Below are 16,820 nucleotides of genomic sequence, written 5' to 3'. Positions count from 1 at the left end.
GTCCCCTTAAGACTGCAAGACGTCTGCCAGACGATCAAGACGGCCGCGTACGCTGCCATCAATGACCAGGTCACCCGCACGGATAACCACACCTGCCATTACAGACTTATCAATTTTGCAATTCAGCTTAACTTTACGTGACAGACGTTTTTCCATCGCGGCGCTGATTTTAGTCAGCTGACTGTCACTCAGCGTGCTGGCAGAAATCACATCAACTTCGGCTGTCGCTTCATAAGCGTCACGCAGTTGAATGTACTGAGCCAGTACCGCTGGAAGCGCTGTCAAACGTCCGTTTTCGGCCATTACCTTAATCAGGTTCTGGGCGTTTTCATCAAGTTGATCGCCACAAACTGCAATGAAAGAAGCAGATAACGCTTCCGGTGCAAGCGCACCGGAAAGAAGATCTGCGATCTGTTCGTTGCGAGCCACTTCTGCGGCAAACGCCAGCATTGATTGCCAGCGATCGATGCTTTGATGCTCAACAGCAAAGTCAAAAGCTGCTTTGGCGTAGGGGCGAGCTACAGTAATCAGATCAGACATCAGCCCCTCCCTCCTTACAGTTCAGCGACCAGTTTATCAACGATGTCGCTGTTAGCAGCTTCATCCACGGAACGTTCGATGATTTTCTCGGCGCCAGCTAATGCCAGCAACGCGACTTGCTTACGCAGCTCTTCACGGGCACGCGAACGCTCGGCATCAATTTCTGCCTGCGCCTGTGCCACGATGCGGTTACGTTCAGTCTCAGCTTCGGTTTTCGCTTCGTCCAGAATCTGGGCACGGCGTTTGTTCGCCTGCTCGATAATGACCTGAGCGTCTTCTTTCGCTTTTTTCAGCTGGTCGGTCGCATTGGCCTGCGCGAGATCTAAATCTTTCTTCGCGCGCTCAGCAGAAGCAAGGCCTTCAGCAATTTCTTTCTGGCGCTTTTCGATGGCAGCCATAATCGGCGGCCATACGTACTTCATGCAGAACGCGACAAACAGAATGAACGCGATGGCCTGGCCGAGGATTGTTGCATTAATGTTCACAGCACAATGCCTCTTATTAAGTTAACTTGCTCTGCCGCTATCAGAGATAAACGGCAGAATCCGTCCCTCATCACACCAGGTGCCATGAGTGAACAAGGCTACCAGGTTTAAGCGACAGCAAACATCACGTAGAGACCCAGACCTACAGCGATCATCGGGATTGCATCCACCAGACCCATTACAACAAAGAACTGCGTACGCAGCAGAGGGATCAGATCCGGTTGACGCGCGGCGCCTTCCAGGAATTTACCTCCGAGGATGCCGATACCGATCGCAGCACCGATTGCCGCCAGGCCCATCATCACAGCGGCAGCCATGTACAGCAGATCCATATTCAGGTTTTCCATGACAGTCTCCAGTTTGTTTCAGTTAAAAGCTTAAGTGTTGAGATAAAAATCAATGTTCTTCAGATGCCATCGACAGATAGACGATCGTGAGGACCATGAAAATGAAAGCCTGCAGCGAAATGATCAGGATGTGGAAAATGGCCCAAGGCACATTCAACAACCACTGCGACCACCACGGCAGCAAGCCGGCAATCAGGATAAAGATCAACTCACCCGCATACATGTTACCGAACAGTCGCAGACCCAGTGAAACAGGCTTGGAAAGCAGGCTAACACCTTCAAGAATCAGGTTAATGGGGATGAAGATCGGGTGATTAAAAGGCTGCAGCGTCAACTCTTTGGTGAAGCCGCCAATGCCTTTCATTTTGATGCTGTAGAACAGAATCAAAATAAATACGCCCAGCGCCATAGACAGCGTGATGTTCACGTCTGCAGACGGCACGACGCGCAGCGCCGGCAGGCCTAAATAGTGCTCGCCGATAAACGGCAGCAAATCGATAGGCAGCAGATCCATGAAGTTCATCAGGAAGACCCAGACGAAAATCGTCAGAGCCAGCGGGGCGATAAGTTTGCTTTTACCGTGGTACATGTCGCGCACGTTGTTATCAACGAAGCCGACAACCAGTTCGATAGCCGCTTGTAATTTCCCTGGAACACCGCTGGTAGCGCTTTTCGCCACTTTACGGAACAACACCAGGAAAATCAGTCCCAGCACCACAGAGAAAAACATGGAATCGATATTTAATACCCAGAACGTCGCGGGAGCGTCGTGCGGATTCACCAACTCGAAAGTACGCAGGTCCAACTGAAGGTTATTCAGGTGGTGACCTATGTATTCTTGCGGAGTAGAGATTTCTCCAGCAGCCATGATGCCTCTTACCCTTTGTTGTTAATTACAGCCGGAGCGACGATCTGCACCACCAGCACCGATAACCACGTGATTGCGAGTGGCCAGAAGACCGCTCCAAACACACCCAACGCCACCGCGAGGAAAATGACGGTTGTGAACACCTTCAACACTTCACCGAGGGCGAAGCTCCAGGCAACACGTCCTTTCGCAGGCGTTTGATCCTGCAGGCGCCAGGCCAAAAACATAAACAACACGTTCGGCAGCCAGGCTGCCACTCCACCCGCGAAGGCGGAGGCGCCCCAGGTAACCTCTTTCAGGGTAAAGAGCGCACCGATGATGACAAAGGTCACCAGCTGAATGATCAGCACGGCCCGGGCTAATTTCACACTGTAAAGAGACACTGACATGACGCTGAACTCTCCTGCCCCGAACGGGGTATGTCGCGTGTCGTATAAGACTGCCTTTACTCATTTGAGTCAAGCAGCAAAAGCCGTGCAAATTATACGGGCGCCACCTGCGATTTCAATCGGTAAGTAGCGAAAAGGTGAACAATTATTTAAATTTCTTTCTGAAGGGCTATTTTTCAAAACATCGTCATTAGGCAATGTCTGACTTAAATGCTGAAAATGCCCGATCGACTTGCTTTTAAAGCGTGCTTTAGATCACATAATAAACAAGGAATGCCTGCCTGAATTTGTATCAGACAAGATTTATACGATTTCAAATGCGCATAAATCATCTATGAATCAGTGTATTAAATTTATTTATTAGGTGTTGCAGTACGATTTTCGAGAAAAACACTCTATTGACATCATGCGCTGCAATAAAAACGCAAAACTGATATTACGCACGCCAATTTATTGCAAAGTTATATTTTCCCCAGTGATTATTTGGTTGGGTAAATACACGCAATAAAGTGATCTAAGTGATAATGAAATGTGAAATATTGGTTAAATGTAACAGAGCTTTTCGGATAATTTCCGTCGGAGATGTTAACTCGCTCGCCCTGCCCTGCTAAATAAAAGCTTTTACCTAAAAGTGTTCAATCGCTGCTTTTTCGTTCAGGGAAATAACTAAGGCAAACGGCATGAACTGGCTCAAATCCATACCGTTTAAAAGGCTATTGGCGAGTAATCACTACCAGATGACGTTCACCATCGAGTTCGGGTACCTGCAGCGGTTGAATTTTCTCTACCCTAAAGCCCGCCGGTAATGCAGCAATCTCATCATCCGGACGCACGCCTTTCAGGGCATAAAAGCGACCTTCAGGGCCAGGCAGATGATGACACCAGTTCAGCATATCCTCCAGCGAAGCAAATGCACGGCTGATAACACCATCGAATGGCGGCTCAGACGGGAATTCTTCAACGCGGCTCTGTACTGGTGTGACGTTAGTAAGTCCTAACTCATGTTGTACCTGACGCAGGAAACGCACGCGTTTGCCAAGGCTATCCAGCAAGGTGAAATGCGATTGCGGGCGCACAATGGCCAGCGGAATACCCGGTAAGCCTGGACCTGTGCCCACATCAATAAAGCGTTCGCCCTGCAAATGTGGCTCAACCACCACGCTGTCGAGAATATGACGCACCAGCATCTGCTGCGGGTCGCGCACCGATGTCAGGTTATAGGCCTTGTTCCATTTATGCAGCAACTCAACATAGCCAACCAACTGCTGTTTTTGTTGATCGGTAAGGGAAATGTTTGCCGCATTCAGCAGCGAGGAGAGTTTGTTGATCACGACGAGAATTCCATTAACGGGGGCGAGTTGCCTCGCCCCAAAGTCTATCAGGCGCTTTTACGCAGCAGGCCCTGTTTTTTCAGGTAAATCAGCAGAATTGAGATTGCCGCAGGCGTGATACCCGAAATACGCGAAGCCTGGCCGATGGACGTCGGTTTGTGATCGTTGAGTTTGGCGATCACTTCATTCGACAAGCCATTCACCTGACGATAGTCGAGCTCAACAGGCAACAAGGTGTTTTCATTACGCAGCTGGCGATCAATTTCTTCCTGCTGACGTGCAATGTATCCTTCGTATTTCACCTGAATCTCCACCTGCTCAGCGGCTTGTTCATCAGGCAGTGCTGGACCGTAGCTGGCGAGCGACGTCAGCAGCGGATAGGTCATCTCTGGACGACGCAGCAGATCTTCACCGCTGGCTTCTTTGGTGAGCGGCGCGCTGATCACCGCGTTCACTTCAGCCACGTTATCCGACTTCGGATGCACCCACAGGTCGCGCAGGCGTTGACGCTCCTGCTCAATCGCTTCCAGTTTCTGGTTGTAGCGCGCCCAGCGGGCATCATCAACCAGACCGAGTTCGCGACCGGCTTCGGTCAAACGCAGGTCGGCGTTATCTTCGCGCAGCATCAAGCGGTACTCCGCACGCGATGTAAACATGCGGTACGGCTCTTTCGTGCCCAAAGTGCAGAGATCGTCAACCAGCACACCGAGATAAGCTTGATCGCGGCGTGGCGCCCAGCCCTCTTTATCAGCAGAAGCGCGTGCTGCGTTCAGACCAGCCAGCAAACCTTGCGCTGCCGCTTCTTCGTAGCCGGTGGTGCCGTTGATCTGGCCGGCAAAGAACAGGCCGTGGATAAATTTGCTTTCCAGCGTCGGTTTAAGATCGCGTGGATCGAAGAAATCATACTCGATGGCATAACCCGGACGGATGATCTTCGCGTTTTCCAGTCCTTTCATCGAACGTACGATCTGCATCTGTACGTCAAACGGCAGGCTGGTGGAGATACCATTCGGGTAGATCTCGTTGCTGGTCAGGCCTTCCGGCTCCAGGAAGATCTGATGCGCGTTACGATCGGCAAAGCGCATCACTTTGTCTTCGATTGACGGGCAGTAACGTGGACCAATACCTTCGATGATCCCGGCATACATCGGGCTGCGATCGAGGTTATTGCGGATCACGTCATGCGTCTGTTCGTTGGTGTAGGTGATCCAGCACGGCACTTGTTGTGGATGCTGTGAAACCTTGCCCATGAACGAGAACACCGGCATCGGATTATCACCGTGCTGCGGTGTCAGCACCGAAAAATCAATCGAGCGTGCGTCGATACGTGGCGGCGTACCGGTTTTCAGACGGTTAACGCGCAGCGGCAGTGCACGCAGGCGTTTCGCCAATGGGATTGATGGCGGATCGCCTGCACGGCCACCGCTGTAATTATCCAGGCCAATGTGAATTTTGCCATCGAGGAAGGTCCCGACGGTCAGCACCACGGTTTTGGCGCGGAACTTCAAGCCCATTTGTGTCACAGCACCTACGACACGATCGTTTTCCACAATCAGATCGTCAACCGCCTGCTGGAAGATCATCAGGTTAGGCTGGTTCTCCAGCGCAGTGCGTACCGCCTGGCGATACAGTACACGGTCAGCCTGAGCACGAGTGGCACGAACGGCGGGGCCTTTGCTCGCGTTTAGTATCCTAAACTGGATACCTGCCTGGTCAATTGCCGTGGCCATCAAACCGCCTAAGGCATCCACTTCCTTCACCAGATGTCCTTTCCCGATGCCACCGATCGCGGGGTTACAGGACATTTGTCCAAGCGTATCAATGTTATGGGTGAGTAACAGGGTTTGCTGACCCATTCGGGCTGCGGCCATCGCGGCCTCTGTGCCCGCATGACCACCACCGATTACGATGACGTCAAAAGGATCTGGATAAAACATGAAGTGGGTCCTCGTTAGTGTTTCGGACAGGGATCGTTGCCCTGGGCGGTGGATTCTACTGAAATAATGTCGGCGGCGAAAGTCGCGGGATCCTGAGGTTTAAAAGAAAGGATCTTAAGTCTTTTATATGATCTCTCTGTTAGATCTACTATTAGGATCGCACCTTGCTGTTGATAACCCAGAAAAGCGCAGGCTTAACAGCAGATTAGAGAGGATCATTAGCTGTGAATGATCGGTGATCCTGATCCGTATAAGCTGGGATCAAAATAGCCACTTATGCACAGGCTAAAAAAGAAACAGCAGTTGTTCTTTGGATAACTACTGGTTATACGCATGAAACAGGCCATGTTATCCACAGCTGATCGCGTGTTTAAAGTATAAAAACAGCGTAATCAACTGGGGATCATTCTATTTTCCCGATCCCCAGCCACCGAAGATCGTTTTAAATCTGCGTTTTCCATGTGGCGACCCACACTTCAGCCGCGTCTTCCGGGATCTCATGCTCCAGCACGTCGATCTCCAGGCGATCGCCAATGCGTTTAGCGCCCAACTGGTTCAATTGCTCTTCCAGCAGCTTGATCGCGCCGCAGAAAAGATCGTATTCATGGTTACCGATGCCTACTGCGCCATAACGTAAGCCAGTGAGGTCCGGTTTTGTCTCTTGCAGTGCTTCATATAAAGGAAGCAAATTATCAGGCAGTTCACCGGCACCGTGCGTGGAGGTAACGATCAGCCAGATGCCTTCCGGTTGCAGCTCATCCAGCTCTGGGCCATGCAGCACCTCGGTTGAGAAGCCCGCTTCCTGCAGTTTTTCTTCCAGATGTTCAGCAACATATTCGGCGCTGCCAAGGGTACTTCCACTGATTAACGTAATATCGGCCATGATGCTCTCCCGCACTAAAGGCGAGCATTGTACGCTGTGATCAAGCCGTGATCCACCTGTGGAAAACAGGGTTAATAGATGAAAGCATCAGGCGACAAGTCGCGCCATACGCGCGATCTGCCGGGGATAAGTTTGTGCACAGCTTAGAGAGGGATCACGGCTTAATGGTGCGCATGATCGGGTTTTGCAGTGAGATCAGAGTTTCGGTGGATTGAATTTCGTCGATGGTCTGGATCTTGTTGATCAATACCTGTTGCAAGGCATCGATCGATCGGCACATCACTTTGATAAAGATGCTGTAGTGGCCGGTGGTGTACCAGGCTTCTACCACTTCATCCAGCGCATCGAGTTTGCTCAGCGCCGCCGGATAATCGCGCGCGCTTTTGAGGATAATGCCGATAAAGCAGCACACATCGAAGCCAAGCTGACGCGGATCGATCTCCACGCGCGTGCCTAAAATAATGCCCGCCTGACGCATCTTCTCCACCCGCACATGAATGGTGCCGGGGCTGACGTTGAACTGTTTGGCGAGCTCGGCATAGGCGGTGCGCGCATTCTGCAGCAGCGCATTAAGAATGCCGCGATCCAGGTTATCCAGCTGAAGGTGTTCCGCCATTGTCCATCCTCGTTAAGTTCTTCTTCTATGAATAGAGGAGAATGTGCAGCAAATTAGCGGTGCAGGCAAGGTGCAGACAACAGGCAGGCCGTTGTCTGCATGCTTTTTAGCGCTTACGCCAGAAGGTCACTTGTGCCTGCGTGTGCTGGAATTTGCGCGCCGTTTCGCGGATGACAAATGGCACATCCTGCGGCGGTGCCACTTCATCAAAGGCATCACGCAACAGACGCTGCAGCGCCTGATAGGTGGTCAGTGCTTCGCCATTTTCGCGAACACCGCCCAGCCAGTTCTCTTTCGGCGTGAAATCTTCCAGCCAGGTATACGGCGATGACAGCACCAGCAAACCGCCGGAACGGATCATCGAAGTAATATCCTGCAGGAAGCGCTTTGGCTGACGCAGACGATCAATCAGGTTAGACGCCAGCACCAGATCGTAACGATCCGGCTGCGGTTTCAGGTTACAGGCATCGCCCTGCACAAACTGAATGCGCTGCGCTTGCTCTGCTTCGAGGCCAAACTCTTTCAGCCGCACCTGACGATACTCCACCAGCTCGCCTTCCTCGGGCACTACATAGCGGAAATCCTCACCGGAAGTCAGCTGCAGCGCGACATCAATAAAGCGCGCCGAGTAATCCATGCCGGTTACCGCCTCGAAGTGTCGCGCCAGTTCAAAGCTGGCACGCCCGGTAGCGCAGCCGATGTCCAGCGCCCTCCCGCGCGCATTACAATGTGGCAGCAGTTTTTCCACCAGCGCCGCCGCGTAGTTAGGCACGTTGTAGTAACTCGGCCCGTACTGGAAATCGAGATACTGCGACACCATGCTGTCAGTTTCATAAGGATTGAGCGCCATGCTCTCTTCATGGGAAGAAACCACATAGCGGAAACCGGCGTGCTGGAAGAAGTGGCGACGGAAAGCGTAGCGCGCAGATTTCAGCGCTTCGTTGCCGGTAGAAATCCAGCTGCCACCTTTGATCAGCACATGTTTGCCATCAAAGGTCGGCGTCGAGAAGTCGTCGTACAGCGGATGCACCTTAAAGCCTTCGAAACCGTTGGTTGGCGTCGTGGCCCACTGCCAAACGTTGCCGACGATGTCGTAAAACTCACCCTGCGCGAAACGGTCGACCGGGCTGGAGGAAGCCCAATACGCCAGATTGATATTGCCGGGCGCTTCAGTCCAATCCGGCTGATCGCCGCCAACCTGCTCACGCAGCTGCGCCCATTCGGCCTCGCAGGGAAGCTGAATAGATTTACCGGTCTCTTCGGCCAGCCAGCGACAGAACGCGGCGGCTTCCAGTTGATTCACCTCCGCTGGCCAATCCCACGGCATCGCCACTTCTTCGGCCAGCACGCGCAGTTTTAGCTGATCGGGCAGCTTTTGGTCACCGACCCAGAACGTCGGCATCTGTGCGCCGGAGAATTCACGCCAGCTCCAACCTTCGTCATCCCACCAGCGGCGATCGTTATAACCGTCCGCCGCAATGAAGCGATAAAACTCCGCATTGCTGACCAGCATTTTGCTGGCCTTGAACGGCTTAAGTTCGGTCTGCTGGCTGCCGTATTCGTTATCCCAGCCATAGGTGTCGTCGGTTTTTCCCTGCTGCACGCGGCCGCCGGGCATTGCGATCAGGGCATTTTCCGGTACCGATTGACGATCGTGACGCGCTTGCTGACAAACCGGCCAGTGCGGCTGCGGCTTGACCCATTCAATCGGCAACTGGCGCATCAGCACGCTGGAGGTTTCCAGATGAATGCGTTCGTGCTCAATGCCCATCAAAACCACCCAAGCCGGGCTGTCCCAGCCGATTGGCAGTTCCAGCGGCAGGGTGCGAATAAACTCACTCACCAGACTTTTCACTTTGCCACGATAGTCGCGCACCTCTGCGATGCTCGGCCAGTCGTAATGGCTGTCGTTGAGATCGTCCCAACTCATCTCATCCACGCCGATCGCCATCATCGCTTCGATGCGATCGTCAACGCGTTGATCAAGATAGCGGCCTGCCATCAGCTTATTAATGTAGAAGGTCGCGGTGTGGCCAAAATAGAAGATCAGCGGATGGCGCAGCGAAATGGCTTTGTTAAACCAGGCGCGCTCGTCCGCCAGGCAATCAAACAGGCTTTCATACAGTTCCCAGGTTTGGGTGAAGTACGCCAGCAGCTCGGCCCGTTTTTGTTCGGAGTTTTGGCCGGAAAGTTTTAGCGTGCGGGTTGGTGCGGGAAGTTGGGCGGTCGTCACAAGGTGCTCCAGTTTGCTATGTGCTCGAACTTATCAATATAGCAAATTAGCATTTCCGCCAGATGAATTAGCGCTGCCAGCGGCGCAGCAGACGGCTTTTCAGGCCGGTATCGAAGCGCCAGATGTGATCGAAGATGCGCAGAATGCCGGGTTTGCCATGCAGCGACATCGCCACCGCATGGAAACGCTGTTGATGTTGGCGCTGACGCTGCTTGATGGTGCTGACGATGTCGTCCGGCAAACGTTGGGCAATAAAGTCAGAGACGATCACCGCATCCGCTTCCTGCCAGGCGATGCCTTCCATGCGTTTCACCACCGCCGCAAGGCAGGCCGCGAGATCGGTGCCGCCGCGAAAACGCTGGCTGAGGAAACGGATCGCCTGCTCAATGCCGTTGTCAGCGGTGAGCTCATAGCCGATCACTTCATGAGCGAACAGCATGATGTAGCAGCGGCGCTTATCCGCCAGCGCCACTTTCAGCAGCGCCAGGCAAAAGGCTTTGGCGCAGCGTTCGTTGAAACCGCCCATCGAACCGGACGTATCAACGCAGACGATAAACGGGCCGCGCGGTTGCTCTTCATGCTGCTGGTGGCTGACCGGGCTCATGGTGACTTTTTCGTGCCACGCATCGCCCTGCAGACGATAAGTCAGCAAGCGTTTTTCGACTAAGCGCCGATAAAATTCCAGCTCTAACTCGCTGATGCTCAATGCCGCCAATTCAGGCGGTAACAGACGCAGCACATCATCGCTTTGATGAATTCCGCTGACCTCTTCCGGCACGTTATCCGGTTCGCGTACCAACTGGTGAAACTCCTCCAGCGGCGCATCCTGCGACGGCACCGATTTAGCTTCGCGGCTGCGACCCAGCTGCTGCGCTAGCTTCATCAGCTCCGGCTGCTGGGCGAGGAAATCGCCGTATTGCACGATCAGTTCGTAATCGCCGTGCTGCAGCGGCGCTTTGCTCAAATCCCATAGGCGTCCGGCGGCGGCTTCATCATCATCGGTAAGGATTGGCGCCAGCTGACCGCTGATCGCCATGCGCTGCTGCAGCTCGGCCATCAAGCGTTCGCGCTGCTCTTCGAGAATAGTTTCATTCAGCGTTAGCGTTTGCAGCGTCAGGCTGAGACGCCAGCGTTGCAGGAACAGCGTGTGTTGCGCGTTGCTGAGCTGGTCGCTTTCGGCATTCAGCAGCAGTTTGCTGGCTTCTTCGATGAACGGCGACGGCAGGCTTTTCAGCTGCGTCATGATGTTGGGTAACTGCTGGGTGAAATGTTGCGTGCTGAGCAGCTGCATCTGCTGAAAAAGCTGAAACTCCTGCGCCAGCGCTTCTGGCACCGGCGTGACTTTGATCTGCTCGGCGATCTCCGATCGCCAGCGCGGCAGATCGCGCATCATGGCTTGCTTCAGGCGGGGAAACTTCTCAAAGAACAGCGCCAGCTGTGGCGAGGCGAGCAGCGCGATAATCAACTCTTCGATTAACTCGGTTTCGCCAATCGACAGCAGCGCACTCAGCGTCTCCAGTGAGATCATTTTCTCGCCTGTTTCAGCTGTTCCGCGACATCCTGCAGGCTGGTTTCAATGCGTGCCAGCCAGTCATCGCTAATGAACAGGCAGCGCTGATGCTGGCTGAACAGCGTGCGCTGCGCGCGCAACTGGGTTTCCAGCGCTTCATATTCATCGGCGATCTCCTGCGGCATCTCGCTACTGCTGCTGGCGCCCGGCAGCGTCAGACGCGTGGATTGCAGGCTAACATCGCGCAGCGTCAGACAATGATGCGTATCCACCAGCATATCCAGCGTTTGACCAAAGCCGATGCCGTTCAGCTTGCCGCGAATTTCACCGCCCTTCAGCAGCCACTGATCCAGTGCTTCACGGCCAATTAGAATGTGCGTCACCTGCATGTCGTGCAGCATTAACGGCTGTTGCAGCATCAGCGTCAGTTGCTCATCGGTAATGGCGGCGGGTAATTCGTAATGCGGTTTGCGGCTGAACATGCCGCTGTGTTTCTCCAGCGTCAGCGCTTGTGCCACGCTTTGCTGCTGTTGCAGCGCCAGACGGCGGCCTTTGATCTGCTGCAGCTTGTGTAGCAGCGCCTGTTGCTGCCACGCATGTTGCGACATCAGCGTATCGATTTCGCGATCCAGCATTTTCATCGATGCCACGTCATGCCACAGGCAATCTTTCAGCAGTACTAAGTCGATGGGCGCGATAGTCACGCGACCGCTATAAAAGGCGCTGGCCTGCAACAGATGAATGGCTTTCTTCCAGCGACGATCGGAAATGTACGGCGCGTCCGGCAGCGTTTCTAACTGCTGACGTAGCTGATAGATCAGTTCAAACACGTGATCCGGCAAACTGACCTGGCTGATGCCTTTCTGCCACTGCTCATACTCTTCATCGCTGATGCGCAGCGATTCCGCCACCGGATTGTCGTTTTCATCCTGCTGGTGGGTGAGCATGCTGCGGAAGTTCTGCTTCTCATGCACGTTATCCAGCCACAAGCGAATCAACATGCGGTCATACAGCGCTTCCAGTCCGCTATCGGCTTCCGGCAGTTCGTTGGAAGCGGTAACCAGCAAGCGCATCGGAATTTTTTCTTCGCTGTCGCCATTACGGAAGCGGCGTTCGTTGATGGCGGTCAGCAAGGTATTCAGAATCGCCGGGCCGGCTTTCCAGATTTCGTCGAGGAAGACAATTTCGGCATCCGGCAGATAGCCTTTGGTGAGACGCTGATACCGCCCTTCATCTTTCAGTGCCTGAATCGACAGCGGGCCAAACACCTCTTCCGGAGTGGAAAAACGGGTCATCAGGTATTCAAAAGCGCGGGCGTGCTGGAAGGCATATTTTAATCGGCGGGCAATCAGACTTTTGGCGATGCCTGGCGGCCCGAGCAGAAACACGCTTTCGCCACTTAAGGCTGCCAGCAAACAGAGGCGGATCGCATGATGGCGTTCATACAGCCCTTTTTCCAGAGCGTTGCTCAGGCGAGAAATTCTTTCTGCCAAAAGATGGGGTTGAGCCATAATCACATCATTATCCTTTTGATCCTGGTGCCGTCATATTCTGGCGAGCGCAATACTCTACTGATTATCATGCGCGATTGCGTTGATAGCCGTCAGCTTTTTTGTTTCAGAAGGTTGATGCGAGAGAACTCGCCGCTTCCAACGGTTTTTTGGCGCTATTTTCGGCGAAAAACCGCGTCACCAACGCGATGGTGACACTTTGTAAGAGTAGGTTTTTTTGGGAATATGTGCATACTGTGCGCTTTTTGATGGCTTGAGCGGAAGGCAAGTGCCTCCGGCTCCAACAAAAGACAACTTATGAGCTCGGATAAGAAACAGTCCCTTGGGGCAGTCACGCTGGCGGCAATTGGCGTGGTGTATGGCGATATCGGTACCAGCCCGCTCTATACATTGCGTGAATGTCTCTCTGGTCAGTTTGGATTTGGCGTAGAGCGCGAAGCGGTATTTGGCTTCCTGTCGCTGATCTTCTGGCTGCTGATTCTGGTGGTGTCGCTGAAGTACATCAGCTACGTGATGCGCGCGGATAACGCCGGTGAAGGCGGGATTTTAACGCTGATGTCGCTGGCCGGACGCCATACCGGCGCCAGAGCCACGGCAATTCTGGTGATCATGGGACTGATTGGCGGCAGCTTCTTCTACGGCGAAGTGGTGATTACGCCGGCGGTTTCGGTGCTATCGGCGATCGAAGGTCTGGAAATTGCCGCGCCAAGTCTTGATGCCTACATCGTGCCGTTGGCGATTGCAGTGCTGACTTTACTGTTTGTTATCCAAAAACACGGCACCGGCATTGTCGGCAAGCTGTTCGCGCCGGTGATGCTGCTGTGGTTTTTGGTGCTGGCGGTTCTGGGCGCGCGCAGCATTATTGACAATCCTGACGTCCTGCATGCGATGAACCCGTATTGGGCGGTGCACTTCTTCATCCAATATAAAACCGTTTCCTTCTTCGCGCTGGGCGCGGTGGTGCTGGCGATTACCGGCGTAGAAGCGCTGTATGCCGATATGGGCCACTTCGGTAAATTCCCGATTCGTCTTGCCTGGTTCATCGTGGTGCTGCCTTCGCTGGTGCTCAACTACTTTGGTCAGGGCGCGCTGCTGCTCAAACATCCCGAAGCGATCAAAAACCCGTTCTTCCTGCTCGCGCCGGATTGGATGCTGATCCCGATGTTGATTCTTGCGACCTTAGCCACGGTGATTGCGTCGCAGGCGGTGATTTCCGGCGTGTTCTCATTAACGCGTCAGGCGGTGCGTCTCGGCTATTTGCCACCGATGCGCATTGTGCACACCTCAGAAGAGGAGTCCGGGCAGATCTATATTCCAGTGATTAACTGGCTGCTCTATTTCTCGGTAGTGATTGTGATTGTCGGCTTCGAGCACTCCAGCAATCTGGCGGCGGCGTACGGCATTGCGGTAACCGGCACCATGGTGCTGACAGCTATTCTCTGTTCAACCGTGGCGATTCAAAACTGGCACTGGAACCGCTATCTGGTGGTGTTGATTCTGATTGCCATGTTGATCATCGACGTGTCGCTGTTCTCCGCCAACCTGATCAAGGTGTTCTCCGGTGGTTGGCTGCCGCTGACGCTGGCGTTGATGATGTTCATCATCATGACCACCTGGAAAAGCGAGCGTTTCCGCCTGCTGCGTCGTATGCATGAGCACGGCAATTCCCTCGAAGCGATGATCGCGTCGCTGGAGAAATCGCCGCCGGTACGCGTGCCGGGCACTGCGGTGTATATGTCGCGGGCGCTGAACGTGATTCCGTTTGCCATGCTGCATAACCTCAAGCACAACAAAGTGTTGCATGAGCGCGTGGTGCTGCTGACGCTGCGTACGGAAGATGCGCCTTATGTGCACAATGTGCGTCGCGTGACCATCGAACAGTTATCGCCAACTTTCTGGCGCGTGGTGGCAAGCTATGGCTGGCGCGAAACGCCAAACGTCGAAGAGATTTTCCACCGCTGCGGCCTTGAAGGCCTAAACTGCCGCATGATGGAAACCTCCTTCTTTATGTCGCATGAATCGCTGATTATCGGCGATCGTCCGTGGTATCTGCGCCTGCGCGGCAAGCTGTTCCTCGCGCTGCAACGCAATGCGCTGCGCGCGCCGGATCAGTTTGAAATCCCACCTAACCGCGTGATCGAGCTGGGAACCCAGGTCGAGATTTAACGCTGTGCGCGTCACCAACTTAAGGTGACGCGCAATCCTCCGCTGGCGCGCTGGCTGAACTGCAAGCGAATGCCGTGCAGTTGGGCAATATTCTTCACGATGGAAAGCCCTAATCCGCTGCCGGTTTGCGCCTGTCCCGGCGGTCGCCAGAAGCGTTCACCCAACCTTGCCAACTGCTCATCGCTGACCCCCGGCCCGTTATCATCAACGGTAATGGCGCGGGCATTGAGCTGTACATCAATAGTGCTGCCCGACGGCGAATAGCGCAGCGCGTTATCCAGCAGGTTTCGCACCATCAAACCCAGCAATAGCGGATGACCGTTCATCACCGGTTCGGCGTGGCTGGTGAATTGCAAAGCGGTGTCTTGTTGTTCCGCCTGCGGGAAGTGCTCCGCCAGCAGGTTTTGCAGCAGCGGCGCCAGCGCCACCGGCTGAAATTCGCTGCGCAGGTCGTCAGCTTCCACGCGTGACAGCGTTAAGAGCTGATCCACCAAACGCGTGGCGCGCACAATGCCGCTGTCCAGCTGCAGAATCGCCCGTTTACGCATCGCTTCATCATCATCGGCCAGCTGAATCACTTCGCTCTGCACGCGCAGCGCCGCCAACGGGCTGCGCAGTTCATGGGCGGCATCGGAGGTAAAGCGACGTTCGCGCTGCACCAGATGCGCCATACGACTAAACAAGCCGTTAAGCGCCACCACCAGCGGCTTCACTTCTTTAGGCAGGCGCGTGTCCGGCAATGGCGTGGCATCGTCCGGCGCTCGTTGATGCAGCGAAAGCGTGAGGCGCTTCAATGGGCGCAGCTCGAACCACACCAGCGCCAGCAGCAACAGCAGCATAAAAGGCATGGCGATCAACCATGGCAGCAGGCTACTGAGCGCCAGATCGCGCGTCATATCTTCGCGGTATTCCCACTCTTGCCCAACCACCACGCGATAACGCTTATCCGCGGAAGTTAGCCACACTAAGCGCCAGCTATCTTTATCGCCGCGTAGGCGGCCATCGGTAAAGCCATCACGTTGGTAATCAAACTGTAAATCACGCCCATTTTCGCCGTCATTGAGCAGCGGCTGGCCGTCAGCGCTGAAGATGGCAAACGCCAGCGCATCGTCATCCTGATCGCCACGATGATGACGCAGGATCGACTTGGTTTTAGGCAGTTTTTCGTCCTGTAGCGAGGTGGGATCGAGCGTAATTAAACGTTTGGCGAACAGCATTTGCTGAGTATCAAACAGCTCGTCTACCGTATCGCGGGTTTGGTGCCAGGCGCTGAGGCTGGCAAGGCCGCCGCACAGCATAATCAGCAGCACAAAGCCGATGGCGAGGCGCAGAAACAGACTCATTCTTCCGTTCCCAACGTATAACCGACGCCGTGTACGGTACGAATAAACTGGCTGCCGAGTTTCTTGCGCAGATGATGAATGTGCACTTCCACCGCATTGCTGGAGACATCTTCATCCCAGCTGTAGAGCTTTTCCTCAAGCTGACTGCGCGTCAGCACGCGGCCGGGATTGCGCAGAAACAGCTCCAGCAGCGCCAGTTCGCGGCTCTTCAGGCTGACGGCTTCACCATCGCACTGCACGCTGTGGCTGCCGGGCGCCATCACCACTTTGCCGTGTTTGAGTTCCGGCTGCAGTTGGCCGTGACGGCGACGGATCAGCGCCTGCAAGCGTGCCGCCACTTCTGATAATGCAAACGGCTTGCACAGATAATCGTCGGCGCCGAGCTGCAATCCCTGTACGCGCTGATCGAGCGCATCGCGCGCGGTGAGAATCAGCACCGGTACATCCTGTCCTTGCTGGCGCCACTGACGCAGGATATCCAGACCATCGCGTTCTGGCAGCGATAGATCCAGCACCACCGCGTCCCAGGGCGCGGCCGTCAACGCCTGAAATCCGGCTTCGCCGGAGACAAACCAATCCACGCTGAATCCGAGTTTGGTCAACCCGACTTTCAACCCGTCGCCAATCAGCGAGTCATCTTCTATCAGTAAAATGCGCATCA

The 16,820-nt window shown here is 54.3% G+C and carries 15 protein-coding genes; 1 reads left to right on the top strand and 14 read right to left on the bottom strand.

The window, feature by feature from the left end; translation table 11 throughout:
- Positions 1-6: 6 nt before the first annotated feature.
- The 12 genes from atpH to ravA all read right to left on the bottom strand — a co-directional run bounded on the left by atpH (position 7) and on the right by ravA (position 12,650).
- Positions 7-540, bottom strand: a complete 534-nt coding sequence (gene atpH, locus ACXIZX_RS19210) for a F0F1 ATP synthase subunit delta (RefSeq protein ID WP_008106723.1) — start codon at positions 538-540, stop codon at positions 7-9.
- Positions 541-554: 14 nt separating this feature from the next.
- A complete protein-coding gene (gene atpF, locus ACXIZX_RS19205) occupies positions 555-1,025 on the bottom strand; it encodes a F0F1 ATP synthase subunit B (RefSeq protein WP_007893603.1) in 471 nt (156 codons plus the stop codon).
- Between the two features lie 107 nt (positions 1,026-1,132).
- A complete protein-coding gene (gene atpE, locus ACXIZX_RS19200; RefSeq protein WP_003849523.1) occupies positions 1,133-1,372 on the bottom strand; it encodes a F0F1 ATP synthase subunit C in 240 nt (79 codons plus the stop codon).
- Between the two features lie 49 nt (positions 1,373-1,421).
- The gene (gene atpB, locus ACXIZX_RS19195; RefSeq protein ID WP_007893608.1) at positions 1,422-2,240 is read right to left on the bottom strand and encodes a F0F1 ATP synthase subunit A; all 819 of its coding nucleotides are present in this window, start codon (positions 2,238-2,240) and stop codon (positions 1,422-1,424) included.
- Between the two features lie 8 nt (positions 2,241-2,248).
- Positions 2,249-2,629, bottom strand: a complete 381-nt coding sequence (gene atpI / locus ACXIZX_RS19190; protein WP_008106725.1) for a F0F1 ATP synthase subunit I — start codon at positions 2,627-2,629, stop codon at positions 2,249-2,251.
- A 713-nt stretch (positions 2,630-3,342) separates the two neighbouring features.
- A complete protein-coding gene (rsmG, locus tag ACXIZX_RS19185) occupies positions 3,343-3,960 on the bottom strand; it encodes a 16S rRNA (guanine(527)-N(7))-methyltransferase RsmG (protein ID WP_479404735.1) in 618 nt (205 codons plus the stop codon).
- A 47-nt stretch (positions 3,961-4,007) separates the two neighbouring features.
- The gene (gene mnmG / locus ACXIZX_RS19180; RefSeq protein ID WP_176973320.1) at positions 4,008-5,897 is read right to left on the bottom strand and encodes a tRNA uridine-5-carboxymethylaminomethyl(34) synthesis enzyme MnmG; all 1,890 of its coding nucleotides are present in this window, start codon (positions 5,895-5,897) and stop codon (positions 4,008-4,010) included.
- Between the two features lie 442 nt (positions 5,898-6,339).
- Complete coding sequence (gene mioC, locus ACXIZX_RS19175; protein WP_008106731.1) at positions 6,340-6,780, bottom strand: FMN-binding protein MioC; 441 nt, start codon at positions 6,778-6,780, stop codon at positions 6,340-6,342.
- Between the two features lie 154 nt (positions 6,781-6,934).
- Positions 6,935-7,396 (bottom strand): transcriptional regulator AsnC, encoded by a 462-nt coding sequence (asnC, locus tag ACXIZX_RS19170; RefSeq protein ID WP_008106733.1) that lies wholly within the window; start codon positions 7,394-7,396, stop codon positions 6,935-6,937.
- A 106-nt stretch (positions 7,397-7,502) separates the two neighbouring features.
- Positions 7,503-9,629, bottom strand: a complete 2,127-nt coding sequence (gene ovoA / locus ACXIZX_RS19165) for a 5-histidylcysteine sulfoxide synthase (RefSeq protein WP_479404734.1) — start codon at positions 9,627-9,629, stop codon at positions 7,503-7,505.
- A gap of 67 nt (positions 9,630-9,696) precedes the next feature.
- Positions 9,697-11,157, bottom strand: coding sequence for an ATPase RavA stimulator ViaA (gene viaA, locus ACXIZX_RS19160; RefSeq protein WP_479404733.1), 1,461 nt, complete (start codon positions 11,155-11,157; stop codon positions 9,697-9,699).
- On the bottom strand, positions 11,154-12,650 hold the full coding sequence (ravA, locus tag ACXIZX_RS19155) for an ATPase RavA (protein ID WP_036648974.1): 1,497 nt from the start codon (positions 12,648-12,650) through the stop codon (positions 11,154-11,156). Before ravA ends, viaA begins: the two co-directional genes overlap by 4 nt.
- 297 nt (positions 12,651-12,947) lie before the next feature.
- Between ravA and kup the strand changes: the two genes are divergently transcribed.
- On the top strand, positions 12,948-14,816 hold the full coding sequence (kup, locus tag ACXIZX_RS19150) for a low affinity potassium transporter Kup (RefSeq protein ID WP_008106742.1): 1,869 nt from the start codon (positions 12,948-12,950) through the stop codon (positions 14,814-14,816).
- 11 nt (positions 14,817-14,827) lie between these two features.
- On the opposite strand, the gene qseC is transcribed toward kup, so the two are convergent.
- Together qseC and qseB are read right to left on the bottom strand one after the other, a co-directional pair.
- Complete coding sequence (gene qseC, locus ACXIZX_RS19145) at positions 14,828-16,159, bottom strand: quorum sensing histidine kinase QseC (protein WP_479404732.1); 1,332 nt, start codon at positions 16,157-16,159, stop codon at positions 14,828-14,830.
- Positions 16,156-16,818, bottom strand: a complete 663-nt coding sequence (gene qseB, locus ACXIZX_RS19140; RefSeq protein WP_479404731.1) for a quorum sensing response regulator transcription factor QseB — start codon at positions 16,816-16,818, stop codon at positions 16,156-16,158. The genes qseC and qseB overlap by 4 nt, the downstream gene beginning before the upstream one ends.
- Positions 16,819-16,820 lie beyond the last annotated feature (2 nt).

The sequence above is a fragment of the Candidatus Pantoea symbiotica genome (assembly GCF_056491525.1).
Note: the sequence above shows the minus strand (reverse complement) of the source record. Positions and strands in the feature narration are given on the sequence as shown.

What these genes read in the sequence shown, in the direction of transcription:
- atpE (WP_003849523.1), bottom strand. Translation starts at nt 1,372, where the DNA reads ATGGAAAACCTGAATATGGATCTGCTGTACATGGCTGCCGCTGTGATG.
- asnC (WP_008106733.1), bottom strand. Translation starts at nt 7,396, where the DNA reads ATGGCGGAACACCTTCAGCTGGATAACCTGGATCGCGGCATTCTTAAT.
- mioC (WP_008106731.1), bottom strand. Translation starts at nt 6,780, where the DNA reads ATGGCCGATATTACGTTAATCAGTGGAAGTACCCTTGGCAGCGCCGAA.
- ravA (WP_036648974.1), bottom strand. Translation starts at nt 12,650, where the DNA reads ATGGCTCAACCCCATCTTTTGGCAGAAAGAATTTCTCGCCTGAGCAAC.
- atpB (WP_007893608.1), bottom strand. Translation starts at nt 2,240, where the DNA reads ATGGCTGCTGGAGAAATCTCTACTCCGCAAGAATACATAGGTCACCAC.
- qseC (WP_479404732.1), bottom strand. Translation starts at nt 16,159, where the DNA reads ATGAGTCTGTTTCTGCGCCTCGCCATCGGCTTTGTGCTGCTGATTATG.
- viaA (WP_479404733.1), bottom strand. Translation starts at nt 11,157, where the DNA reads ATGATCTCACTGGAGACGCTGAGTGCGCTGCTGTCGATTGGCGAAACC.
- qseB (WP_479404731.1), bottom strand. Translation starts at nt 16,818, where the DNA reads ATGCGCATTTTACTGATAGAAGATGACTCGCTGATTGGCGACGGGTTG.
- atpH (WP_008106723.1), bottom strand. Translation starts at nt 540, where the DNA reads ATGTCTGATCTGATTACTGTAGCTCGCCCCTACGCCAAAGCAGCTTTT.
- kup (WP_008106742.1), top strand. Translation starts at nt 12,948, where the DNA reads ATGAGCTCGGATAAGAAACAGTCCCTTGGGGCAGTCACGCTGGCGGCA.
- mnmG (WP_176973320.1), bottom strand. Translation starts at nt 5,897, where the DNA reads ATGTTTTATCCAGATCCTTTTGACGTCATCGTAATCGGTGGTGGTCAT.
- atpI (WP_008106725.1), bottom strand. Translation starts at nt 2,629, where the DNA reads ATGTCAGTGTCTCTTTACAGTGTGAAATTAGCCCGGGCCGTGCTGATC.